We start from the raw sequence: 12,236 nt of genomic DNA, 5'->3' as shown, positions 1-12,236 counted from the left end.
CGCCCATGACGCTCGCTCTCCTCCAAGAGGTCACGACGCTGCCGGTCGATACCCTCGCCGCCGTCCCGCCTCCTCCCGAGACCACGCTCTCGCTCCTCGACATCCTCGCAAAAGGCGGGTGGGTGATGGTCCCCATCGCCCTCCTCTCGCTCCTCACCGTGTACCTCTTCGTCGAGCGCTGGCTCGTGCTGCGGCGGACGCGAACCGACCCGCACCGGTTCATGGAGACCGTCGCCGACTACGTCCGCTCCGGCGACGTGAACGGGGCCGTCGGCTACTGCAAAGCCCATTCGACGCCGATCGCGCGCATCCTCCAACGCGGGCTCGAACGGCTCGGCCGGCCCATCGTCGAGATCCGCGAGGCCGTGCAGGCGGCCGGCAAGCACGAGACGTACGAGCTCGAAAAGCGGACGGACTTGCTCGCCTCGTCGGCCGCGATTGCGCCGCTCCTCGGCTTCCTCGGGACGGTGCTCGGGATGATCTCGGCGTTCCAGCAGATCCAGGCGATGCAGGGGAACGTGAACCCGAGCGTGCTCGCGAGCGGCATCTGGGAAGCGCTCGTGACGACGGCCGCCGGCCTCGCCGTCGGCATCATCGCGCTCTTCGCGTACAACTTCCTGCTCAACCGGATCAGCCGGTCCGTCAACGAGATGGAGCGCGTTGCCACCGAGTTCATCGACCTGCTCCAGACGCCGGCCGACGCCCGCGAGCGCCGCCGCGCGACGGTATAACCCATGCCCCTCGACTTCTCCTCCGGCCGCCGCCCGCTCTCCGTCTTCAGCCTCGCCGGGCTGACGGACATCGTGCTCCTCCTGCTCATCTTCTTCCTGCTGACGAGTTCGTTCGTCACGCAGTACGGCATCCAGGTCACGCTCCCGCAGGTCGAGGCCGGGGCACCCACCGAAGATGCGTCCGTGACGGTCACGATCACCGAGGACGGGCTGTACTACGTCGGCGCCGACGTGACACCGGAGGCCGACCTCTTCCCCGCGCTCGTCACGGCGGGCGAGGGCAAGGAGGCCCTCATCCTCCGCGCCGACGAGGCCGCCACCGTCGGGCAGTTCGCCGCCGTGGCCAGCGCCGCCCGCGCCGTCGGCCTCCGCATCCTCATGGCGACCGAGGCCGACCCGAACCGGCGCTGATCGCACCGGCCCGAGCCCCGGCTACCGAAGCGTCCGTCGTCATTCCAACCCGCCGAGCAGGCGCTCGGCCGCGCGGATCATCTCCGAGGCGCGGTCCGGGTTCACCCCTAGCATCCCGGCGAGTTGGTCCGGCTCCATCGCGACGATCTGCCCGACGCGCCGGACGCCGCGCTCGTCGAGCCGCTCCGCGAGGGCCGGGCCGATCCCGCGCACGGCCGTCACCTCGCGCCGCGCCTCGCTCGGCACGTCGAGGAGCGGGTCGTTGCCGCCCGTGACCGGTTCGCGAGGCAGGATGACGAGGCCGCCGCCGCCGGTCACCCGTCTGATCGGATCGATACGCTGCCCGTTCCCGTCGAACCCGAACAGGGCGGGCGGATTCGCTTCGTCACCCGCCCGGCCCGAGGTGAGAAGGATGACGGCGCTGCCACCGTGCGGGCGGAGGTCGAAGCGGAAATCGACGGGTGGCTCGCCGCCGAACGTGAGCGAGATCGGCGTCGCGGCAGTTGGGACCACGGTGTACCCGTCCGCCCCCTCGCAAAGCGCCACGGCGACTTGATCGTTGAAGATGCCGAACGTGACGGCGTCGAACGGCAGGAGCCCGTGGAACGGACGGAGCGCGACGGCACCGGGCGACTCCGAGGTCTCGCGGGCGTCTTCCAGCACGATGGCGGTGAACGCATCGCCGCTGCCGCACGTGACGATGACGTAGGCTCGCCCCGCTCTGAGGTCCAGGTCGAGCGCGAACGCGGCGTCGTCGGGCGAGGTCGAGTTCGGCCCGGCGAAGGCGAAGCGCCGCCGCCCGGCGTCCTGCGAGAAGAACGGCGTGGCCCGGCGCATGGGGAAGTCGTTGAGGATGCGCCGCTCGCCCACGTACACGTCGATCGGACCGATACCGACGGCGTTATGGATGATCTGCACGCGCGCCGGGTCGGTCTGAACCGCGAGACCGCGACCGCTCAAAAGGACCTGTAACGTCGGCTCGTCGGGGTCGTTGCTCTCGACGACGAGCGGGCCGTTGAACGGGCCGGCCGTCGGCGGTGCGAATCGGACACGGACCGTAGACGAGCCGCCCGGCGGCACCGTGAGCGGCGCGGCGTCGAGCACGGTGAACGCCGGGCCCGGCACGCCGAATGCGCTCACGACGAGCGGCGCATCACCCTCATTGAGAAGGGCGAACGACTCGATGACGGCCCCGCCGACAGTGACGACGCCAAAGAAAATGTTGTCCGGCTCGGCAGCGATATCGGGGTCGCCCTCGTCGCGAGCGAGCCAGAACCAGAGGCTGAGGTCGCCGCCCCGCCGCCCGTCGCCGCTGGGGAGCACGGCGTCGGTGCGGTTGTCATCGCGGAGGCGGCCCCGCACGTCGCCGTCGAGGTAGCGGTCGGGCCGCTGCGCCTCCCAGATGAAATCGCCTTTGACGGTGAGGTAGGCGAGGATCGGGCCGGTGTAGCCGTTCTCCGCGAGGATGCCGAAGAGCTGCGAGCGGAGCCAGTCGCGGGCGCGGTCCGAGGCCCGCCAGAAGATCTCGTTGTCGTCGACGAGCGCGTCCCCGTCGAGCCGGATCGGCTGCGTCGCCACGAGGTCGTCGCCCCACCGGTCGACCTCGCTGCCGGTGAACGGGAACGGGAGGTGGAGCGTCACGAAGCACACCGGCTTGTCGCGGACGGCGAGCGGCGCGGGATCGGCGTCGCACTCGATCTCGATCCCGGCCGCGAGCCGGCTGACCGTGACGAGGCTGTCGTTGAGGAGGGCGCCGTTCCCGGCGCGGATGCGGGTGACGTGGAAGCCGGGCTCGCGGCCCTCGGCGCCGTAGCGCGCCGTGAACCGGATCGGGAGGTGGATCGGGGCGCCCGCCGCGTCGAGCAGGGTTGCCTCGACCCGTTGCAGCGCGTCGGCGGAGCCGAGTTCCCACGAGGCCGACGCGATCCCGTCGCTCCCCGTCGTCACCTCGATCTCACTCGCGCCGTCGATCGTCCCGCCGCCGCTGTCCACGCGGAAGCGGACCGTCGCGCCCGCCACCGGCCAGCGCCCATTCGCCACCCCAACCTGCAACGGGTGCGGGAGCACGTCGTCGGCCGGGGCGGACTCCTGCCCGTCGCCGCTGACGTAGAACAGGCTCGAGAGTTCGGAGACGGGCGGGAAGAGCGGGCGGCAGTCCGTGACGCTCACCGCGCCGTCGGCACCGACGGCGACGAAGCCGAGGCGGCAGTAGCGGTGGCGAATGCCGTGAGGGCTCTGGCGAAGCGGGGCGCCGCCTTCCTCGGGCCACACGACATCGGCCGTCGCCGTCCGCGCCGGGATCTGCCAGTAGTCGCCGGCGCGGTAGGTCCCGGCGAAGAACTGGACCTGCACGCCGCCTTCGAGCGCGCGCCAGTTCGCGTTCGTCGGGTTCGCGATCATGCCGTCCCACCGGCGCACACGCGGGTTTGCGGGGTAGTCGGCGAGGCTGGTTTCCGTGCCGATGGCGGCCGTGAGGTCGAGCGTGAGCACGTCGTCTTCGGCGCGGAGGATGGGAACGAGCAGGCCGGGCCGCCCTTCGAGTTGGTGGTCGTCGTCGGTTAACTCGGCCCACTGCCCGGGGGCGAAGCGGAGCACCTCGTCGCGCCCGAGCGTGCTGACGGTGATCTGCAGTTCGCCGGGGCTCACAGGGGTCTCGCCGGTCCACCGCGCCGCGACGGTGCCGTTGTCGCGCGACCACACGAACACGGCGCCGTTCCGCTCGCCGCCGGTGTGGACCTCGACGCGGTAGAGCTGGTTTTCGAGCCGGCGGTAGCCGCCGCCGGGCGTGACGATGCAGGGGTCGCCCGCCGTCGCGCCCTCCTCGGCCCGCGCCGCGATCTGGCCCGTCGGCGGCGCGACGAGGTCGTCCCACGCCTCGATCTCGCCGAGGCACTGCGCGTCCTCGCCGTCGCCGAGCGGCAGCATGCGAACCTGCCACACCGTCCGCGTCCGCGTCGCCGTGTCCGGGCCGCCGAGGGCGACCTCGCGGATGTCTGGGAAGACCGGGTCGGGCGGGAGGTCGAGCGCGGTGAGGTGGCGCGTCCACACGTCGAGCACGGCGAGGTGCGTGCCGTCGCCGGGAAGCTCGGGATCCGGCCGGTCGGGCTGCGCGGTGTACGGGACGATCCGCTCGTTCTCGCACAGCACGCCGTCGACGTACATCCGGCCCGCCGTGAGGTAGACATCGCCCGCGCCGAGCGCCGGCGGCGTGGCGTTGCCGGGGCGGGCGGCCTCGTCGGCCGTCAGATCGGCCGCGTCGGCGACGAGGCGGAAACCGTCGGCGTGGAGCGGCGCGCCGCAGCCGCCCACCGTGTCGGCCGCCTCGGTCTCGATGCGGTACGTCGTGAGGTCGACGTGCTCGTTCCAGTCGGCGTCGAGTTGGACACGGCCCTGCTGCATCCGCACCCCGCTGAAGTGCCGCCGCCGGTCGAACGTGGATCGGGTGAAGTCGCCTTTCATCGGAGGGTACGGTTGAGTGCAGATCAGGTAGCGAAGAGGAGCCCGGCGTCGAGGCCGAAGCGGAGGTATTCGTCGAGGGTCGCGCGGAGGTTGGCCTCGCGCTGCGGCTGTTTGAGGAGGGCGAACGCGCCCACCTCGGAGCCGTCTTCGGCGCCGGTTCGGATCTCGTCCGGGCACGCCGGGCCGAGCTGTGCGAAGCCGGGATCGGCCCGCCGCGTGGACGTGAAGCCGGGCACGACGCGGAGCCGGATGCGCCGCCGCTCGGCAGCCGGGAGCAGCCCGGACTCGACGCCGAGTTCGTCGGCGCGCGTGGCGAAGGCGAGGTCGGGCTGACAACGGAAACGGCGCGGCGTGCGCGACGAGGGCGGGACGAAGGAAAAGCGGACGCATCCGCGCTGCAGCCGCTCTACGTCTACGTTTTCAGTGAAAATGGACTCAGATGCGAGCGTCAACTCGACGACACGCACTCCACCAAAGAATGTGCTCCGTTCCACCGTTGCGGGTGGGCCGACCGTGCTCCCGTCGAGTGCTCCCGCGAGTACGAATCCACGTACGCCGCCGTCGAGTTCGGCGAGGAGGATGCCGTCGGTCACGCACACCTCGCGGATCGCTTCGGGCGCGACGACGGGACCGGAGATCGTTCGGCCGAGCCGGAGCCGAAGCTCCGCGTTCGGACCGGCGGCGGCGGCCTCGACCGTCACCCCGCCCACGTTGACGTGGTCGAACGCGAGCAGGCCGAGGTACCCGGGCTCGACGGTTACGTTTCCTTCGACGAGCAGCCCGTTGATCGTTAGCTCGCCGGGCGCATCGCTCGCCGCATCAGCCGTTCCGACGACCGAGATATCGCCGCGCACGTGCGCCACCCGCTCGTCGGGCTCGACGGTGCCCGCCTCCGCCAGTCCCGGCCAGTCCGCCGCGACGACGAGCAGCCGACGCCCCTCGCCGAGCTCGATGCGCGACGGGCCGGCGAGCGTCTCTTCGTACGAGGCGTTGTCGAGGACGGCGATCACGCCGGTGTCGCTCTCCGTCTGCCCGTTCCACGCGACCACGGCATCGGTGAGCGTCTCGAAGAATCGCGTGCCGTCGGCCGCCACACCGAGCGCGGCGAGTGTGGCGGCGCGACCGACGCCCACCTGCCACCCGGCGGCCCCGAGCAGGTCGGCGTCGAGGCTCGCGCGACGGTTGTAGGGACCGCCGCCGAGGTCGGCGCTGAAGCCATATGCATAGCTGACGTGGACGACGCCCGGCGTCTCACTCGCCGGAAACGCGACGCGCCCGAGCACGGGATCGACGACCGCGCGGACCGGCATCGACACGGGCGCGGTCGTGCCATCGGGCTGCGGGACGTGGTACGTCTTCGACGCGGCGGGCCGCGTCCAGCCGGCGTCGTTCCAGCCCGAGAGGTCGCAGACCATCACCTCATCGGCGGAGACGGGCAGCCACGCGTCGCCGTCGCGCGCCTCGTCCACGAACAGCTGGAAGACGGGCGGATGCGCGGCGTCGGCGCGGTCGTCGAAGTAGGCGAACATCGGCGTGCGGCCTTCGGCGAGGGCCTGGCGGCGGGCTTCGAGTTCGTCGTAGAGCGGGCGGCGGCGCAGCGGCGCGGGCACGTTGATCTCTTCGGCGAGGTGCGTGATCTCGACCTCGGTCTGCGGCCGGTTGAAGAGCGGCGCATCGACCCCGAGCGGGTGGACGGTGAAGCGCCCGTCGCCGAGGTCGCGGGCCTGTCGGCGTGGGACGGCGTAGCTCTGGAGCCGCCACAGGAAGAGCCCGACGTTCGGGATGTTGTGCCGGATGCCGCCGGAGGCGATGCGCCGCACGTCGGCCGTGTGCGCGGCCGTGTCGAACGCGGTTCCGACGAGGTCGAGCGCGGCGGTGGCGCGGAGGTCGGGCGTGCGGAGGTTGTGCGGACGGAGGTGGTTGAGGTATTGCGTCGTCGCCAGCACATCGAAGAACTCGACGGCGCGGGCGCGCCAGCCCGTCGTGTCGAAGGCGAGCTGCTCGAGCATCGTCGCGGTCCCCTTCCGCCGCCGGAAGCGGAGCGTGTTGGCGACGTGCGCGCGCTGGCTGAAGGCGTCGGCGTCGAAGACGTGGAGGTTCCGCACGCCGAGGAGGTCGCCGATGTACGGGACGACCCACTCCTCGCACGTCTCGATGAAGAGGTTGTCGTAGAGCCGGTCGATGTCGGCCTTGACGATCCCCGCTTGCTCGGCGAGCACGACGACGAGCGCGCGCAGCGGCTCGCCCTCGTCGGCATCGCGGAGGCGGTAGACGGCCGGGAGGAGGTCGTAGAGCGTATCGGGGGTGAAGATGCTCACGTCGCGCGCTCGGTTAAGTGGATGTCGTCGGGGTCGACGGTGAGGAGTTGGGCCGGGCGGAGCACGCCGCCCTCGACGCGCGCCGGCAACGCGAGCAGGCGCGGCTCGTCGACGGGGTTCGCCCCACCGAGCCGGTCGAGGTCGGCCGCGACGACCCCGTCGACGCGCTGCAGCACGGCGAGCACGTCGCCCGCCGTCACGCCCTGCCCGAAGGCGCGGCGCTCGAACGCGAACGCCGCGCGCACCGCCTCGGCCGCCGCCGCGAGCACGTCATCGGCGACAAACCGCTCGTCGAGGATCAGGGCGGCTTCGACGCCGAAGCGGAGCGATTCGTACGTCACTACTTCGACCCGTTCCGTGGACCCGCGCGCGCCGTCGATGGCGTCGCGGAGGTTCGCGTACAGCTCCGACGTGGCGAGCACGGCCGCGCCCTCGACGCCCGCGACGGTGAGGTAGACGAGCGGCGCCTCGCCGCTCCACAGCCGCGCCGCCTGCGCCTTCCCGACACCTGCGAACGCCCGCGCGAAGTCCTCGAAGTCTTGCAGCGAGACGACACGGTCGAGCGTGAGGACCGTGAGCGGCGCGTTCGCGCGGGCGTCGCCGAGCACCTCGGGGTCGTCGGCCCCATCCGAGGCGAGCGGGTTGACGACGTCGCGCACGCCGAGCGGGCGCGTCATCAGCAGGCTGATCTGCCCGGCGTCCACGAGCCCGTCGAGCCCGATCCCGACGCGGTACTCGGCCGTGACATTTTCGACGCCGGTCGGGAGCCGCGCGCCGTCCACGCCGTCGCCGAACTGCACCGTCGTCCTGCCGTCGTCGGCGCGACGGGCGACGTAGACCTCGGCGTCGGGCGGCTGCTCGTAGAGCGTCGGCACCTCATCCCACCGCACGCCCCCGATGCGGACGGTGAGCGTACTCGCAGACCCGCTCGGCGTCGCGGCCGAGACGTGCGTGAGCGGCTTGTCGCGGAGCTCGAACCGCTGAAACGTGGCGGAGCCGTCGCCGCTGCCGAGGACTTCGGCGCGGAACTCGCCGTGCGTGGCGCGGGCCACGTTCGCGTTGAGCCGGACGCTCTCGCGGTCGTACACAAACGCGAGTGCCTCCTCAAAGACGAGTCGCGTCACGCCGTCGCCGGTGTCTTCGGTGCGGAGGAGCGTCGCGATCTCGGCGCGCGGCTCGCCCGTCGTCGCGTCGAATCCGGTGACCGCGATGAGCCGACCCTCTTCCAACCTTTCGATCCGCTCGGCGAGCACGACGCGGTCTCCGCGCACGTCTGTCGTCACGGGCCGCTCCGTCTGCGCCAGTTCCTCGCTCTGCCCGAACACGACGATCTTGCGCACGTCGTCGTCGAACCACTCGACGAGCCCTTCGCCGTCGACTACGAGCCGCGTCGATTTGCCCGAGAGCGCGAAGCCGACGCGGGCGTCCTCCGCCGCCGACTCGACGCGGTACACCTCGGCGTATTCCTTCGTCGCGACGACGACCCAGCTGTCGGGCACGATCTGCGGATACGCCGTGTCGAGGTAGAGCGTGCGGTCGGCATCCTCAGTGTCGTTGGCGATGCCGGAGAGCGTGAGGCCCTGCCACTCGCCATCGGCGGTGCCGGGGTAGACGCGCTTGATCTCCGCCGGCATCGCACGCCAATCTGGTGCGTTGTAGCCGAAGACGGCGGCGCGCGTGCGGAGGGCGTAGACGCGGGGCTGTGCTGCCGGCCGGACATAGGGCACGACGGAACCGAGCGGCCGGTCGAGCCCGACGATGGTGAGGTTCCGGTCCCGGTCGAGGACGAGCGTGTTAACACGGCGCACGTCCCAATTCTCGTTGCCGGGATCGCCCACGCGCTCGTCGCCGACGAGGAGAAGCGCATCACCTTTGCGGAGGTTCGTCGTGACGCCGGCGAGGTAGAGCGTGCGGGCGCGCATGCCGGGCGTGTACGGCTCGGCCGTCCGAGCACGCATCGCGTTCCACGCCGCCCGCCCCTCGATCTCCTCCGTCGTCTCGAACGTCTGCGGGCGCTCGTCTTGCCCCGGCACACTCTGCGCCCGCGTCCCGACGGGGATCCGCGCCACGCCGGGTGCGCCGAGCGCGGTTTCGAGCGCGAACGCGAGGACCGTCCCCGCCGCCACGCCGGGGTCGAGCTCGTAGCCGATCTGCCGGGCGAGTTCGAGGACAGACCGCCGCTCCGTCGCCGTGCGGAGGTAGTGCTCGTTGGCGATCCGCTCCTGATAGAACGTCAGCACGTCGAGCACCGTCGCCCATCCGTCGATGAGGGCGAGCGCGGGGTCGTTGTTGTCGCGCGTGGCGAGGTCGGCGAGGGGACGGGTGTCGTCGACGGACTGCCGCCCGAGCGCGACGTGCATCGCCTGCTCGAACTGCGGGTGGATGCCGACGCGGTAGGCGAGCGCCGACAGCCCCGGCCGGTTCTCGACGGAGGCGGGCGTGAGCGGGGCGATGCCTTCGCAGCAGCCGCAAGGGCGTGTATCGACGTTCGTGCTCATAAGCCTCCCGCCACCTCCACGGCGAGCTTGCCATCCTCGGGCGCGCTCGGATCGTTGTCGAGCCGGATCACTTCGAGCGCAGCGGGTTGCAGCACACCCGCCTCCAGTTCGCCGTCGGGCCGCGCGTTGTAGCGCTGGAACCTGCGGACCTCGACCGAGGCCACGCCTTCGACGGCGAGGGCGGCTTCGTAGAGTTGGCTGAGGTAGACGGGCTGCCCGAACGTGAAGCGGTCCGGGTGGAAGAAGCCGCGTTGCCCGTCGGGGAAGTCGCGGCTGCTGAGCGAGCGGAGCAGCGCCCGCTTGACATCGCTGCGGAAGTAGCCCGGCGCGGCGCACACGTCGAGCACGATGTCGAGCGGGACGAACACGGGGTCGTCGATCTCGAGGTCGTAACCCGCGAGGCGAAAGCGGTCGAGGTGGGCGCGGATCGCTGTTTCGAACGCGGGGTCGACGGGGAGGCCGCCCGTACGGTCGACGGTGACGAAGACCGTCGTCCAGCTCCCGGTCCAGCGGAAGCGGGCCGCCGCTTTCTGCACGCCCGCAAACTGCTCGGCGACGGCGGCGTAGTCGGCCTCGGTGACGGCGCGCTGCTGCGTGCGGAACGCCTGCGGCGCGAACTGCCGCACCTCCTCCATACTCTCGGCCGCCGTCCCGCCCGTCGCCGCGAGCGGGTTCCGCACCGCGTCGATCCCGGCGACGCCGACGGCCTCGCGGATCGCCCCGGCCCCGACATTCCCCGCCGGCCCGTTGCCCACGCGGTAGCGCGCCGTGAACGCGCTCCCCGCCGACGGCGCCTTCCCCCGCACGTCGTCGCCGAAGCGCAGCGTCGCCCGCCCGTCGCGCTCGACCTCGACGACAAACTCGGACGCGAACCGGCCGCTACCGAGGAGGTCGCGCTGCGGCACCCACGTCTCGCCGCCGTCGAGCCGGAGCTGCGAAGGGAGCGCCGCGCGGGGGTCCTGCGCGAGCGCCGCCGATGCTGGCTCCCGCACCGCCGCGTCGTGGCGGTACGGCTCGGCGAACGTGACGACGGGATACGGCAACCTCGGCCGGTACCGCCCCGCCGGCACGACCGCCGGTTCGAGCGGCACGACGTCGTCCGTCTCGACCGTCGCGCCCTGATCGGCGAGGACGACATTCCCGCGCGCGACGCTCGTCGGGACCACGTCGAACGCGCCGCCGGCGACGACGCGCGCCGAGAGGCAGAGCGCGGACGGGAGCGCATCGCCCTCGTGCCACGCGACCTCGACGACCTCGGCCCCCGTGAGCGCGTCCGTCGTGAGTACGGCGTCGGTGAGGCGGACGGCGTGGCGGTGGGCCGGGTCGGCATCGGCGGCGAGGCCGGTCGTCGGGCTGATCGTTTCCTCGAACACGAGCACGTCGCCGGGGCCGAGGGCGAGCGGGACGCCGGTCGTCGGGTCCTCGCGGCTGAGGAGCGTCGCGCGCGTCGCACCGGCGGCGAGGCAGCACGCCTCGTCCTCCCACGTGTAAAAATCGATCCGGTTGTGGACGGCACGGAGGTCGAGGTCGTGCATCGTCTCGAAGACGAGGCCGTCTTCGCCGCGCGTGCGGAGCACGGTGCGGGCGGGCAGCACGGGCGGCGCCGCGCTGCCGGCGGTGACGTGGACCCACGCCCTCGCATTGCAGCCCTCGTGGACGGCGTAGTCGAGGAGGCGGGCGTGGCGCCGGAGCGAGACGCGGCGACGGGCCGTGCCGAGGTACGCCTCCGTCCCAACCGCGTCCTGCGCGTAGCTGAGGTGGTCGCCGACGTAAGCGAGGAGTTCGACGAGGGCGATCTGGAGGTCGGCCGCGCTCCGGTCGGTCCACCCCGGCATCACCACGCTGAGCCGGTCGAGGAGGAGCCGGCGGAAGCTCGCGTAGTCCTTCGCGAGGTAGTCGATGTGCGGAGTCGTGAGGTCCGGCGGCGGGCACGCGGGCTCCACCGCGCAGTCGAACTCGCTCGGACAGGCGACCTTGAACGAGAACCGGAGCGCCGCGAGACGGACGTCGAACGGGTCCGGCGGCCCGTCGTCCGTCACGGACGTGACGAGGCGGAGGGTGTAGGTCGAGAAATCGCCCGTCGCCGTCGTCCGCACGACGAGCACCTGCTCCGGCTCGGGCAGGGCGAGGAGGAAGTCGCGCTCGCGCGAGGAGATCCGCCCCTCGGCTCGGAGATCGGCGGCATCGGCGGCGCGACGCGCCCACGCCACCTGCACCGGCGCGGCGCGCGGCGGCGCTTCGATGCGGACGTTCACGGCACCGAGCGACCCCGCGAGCGGCTTGACGACGTGCACGAGGAGCGTTCGCTGCCGGAGGTCCTCGCTCGGCGGCGGCGTCCCAACGAAGTCGAAGTAGAGCGCGCCGTCGACGACTTCGAGGTACGCGATCCCGTTCAGCGTGGCGTGGGCGTCCACACGCTGGAGGCGGCGCTCGTTCTCGCAGGAATAGACCGTCATCCCACCCTCCGGCTGAATTGTGCGACGGCGACGTTCTGCGTCCGCCGCACGACGTACTGTACTGTCACGTCGAGCCGGCCGTCCTCGCTCTTCACCGAGACGGCCTGCACTTCGACGAGGTCGGCGAGGTGCTGCTGGAGCGCCGCCCGCACCGTCGTCTCGACGACGCCCGCGAGCACGTCGCTGTTGGGCGCGAAGACGAGTTGGAGCAGGCCGCTCCCGAACGTCGGCCGGTTGACGCGCTCGCCGGGCGTGGTGAAGAGGACCTGCTCGATGAGGTTGCGGAGGTGGGCGTCCTCCCCTGCGAGGGCAGTGCGGCCTCGGCCATCGATGCGGAACGGGAAGTCGACGTGGATCATGGTT

At 71.8% G+C, this 12,236-nt stretch carries 7 protein-coding genes; 2 read left to right on the top strand and 5 right to left on the bottom strand.

Going from position 1 to position 12,236, the window contains the following annotated elements; genetic code table 11:
* The first annotated feature begins 5 nt into the window (after positions 1-5).
* A complete protein-coding gene (locus tag ABJF88_07550) occupies positions 6-731 on the top strand; it encodes a MotA/TolQ/ExbB proton channel family protein (GenBank protein ID MEP0546769.1) in 726 nt (241 codons plus the stop codon).
* Positions 732-734: 3 nt separating this feature from the next.
* A complete protein-coding gene (locus ABJF88_07545; protein ID MEP0546768.1) occupies positions 735-1,142 on the top strand; it encodes a biopolymer transporter ExbD in 408 nt (135 codons plus the stop codon).
* Positions 1,143-1,181: 39 nt separating this feature from the next.
* Here ABJF88_07545 and ABJF88_07540 read toward each other — a convergent pair whose 3' ends face one another.
* The 5 genes from ABJF88_07540 to ABJF88_07520 are packed head-to-tail and all read right to left on the bottom strand — an operon-like array spanning position 1,182 to position 12,229.
* Positions 1,182-4,601: a DUF6519 domain-containing protein gene (locus ABJF88_07540; protein ID MEP0546767.1), complete on the bottom strand. Its 3,420-nt coding sequence runs from the start codon at positions 4,599-4,601 to the stop codon at positions 1,182-1,184.
* A 23-nt stretch (positions 4,602-4,624) separates the two neighbouring features.
* Entirely contained in the window at positions 4,625-6,919 is a 2,295-nt protein-coding gene (locus ABJF88_07535) for a hypothetical protein (GenBank protein ID MEP0546766.1), read from the bottom strand.
* Positions 6,916-9,417, bottom strand: a complete 2,502-nt coding sequence (locus ABJF88_07530) for a putative baseplate assembly protein (protein MEP0546765.1) — start codon at positions 9,415-9,417, stop codon at positions 6,916-6,918. Before ABJF88_07530 ends, ABJF88_07535 begins: the two co-directional genes overlap by 4 nt.
* The gene (locus ABJF88_07525; protein ID MEP0546764.1) at positions 9,414-11,873 is read right to left on the bottom strand and encodes a putative baseplate assembly protein; all 2,460 of its coding nucleotides are present in this window, start codon (positions 11,871-11,873) and stop codon (positions 9,414-9,416) included. The genes ABJF88_07530 and ABJF88_07525 overlap by 4 nt, the downstream gene beginning before the upstream one ends.
* A complete protein-coding gene (locus tag ABJF88_07520) occupies positions 11,870-12,229 on the bottom strand; it encodes a GPW/gp25 family protein (GenBank protein ID MEP0546763.1) in 360 nt (119 codons plus the stop codon). The genes ABJF88_07525 and ABJF88_07520 overlap by 4 nt, the downstream gene beginning before the upstream one ends.
* Between the last annotated feature and the right edge of the window lie 7 nt (positions 12,230-12,236).

This window comes from Rhodothermales bacterium, from assembly GCA_039944855.1.
Lineage (GTDB): Bacteria > Bacteroidota > Rhodothermia > Rhodothermales > JANQRZ01 > JBBSMX01.
The sequence above is the reverse complement of the archived record's forward strand: the minus strand, read 5'-3'. Positions and strand labels throughout refer to the sequence as shown.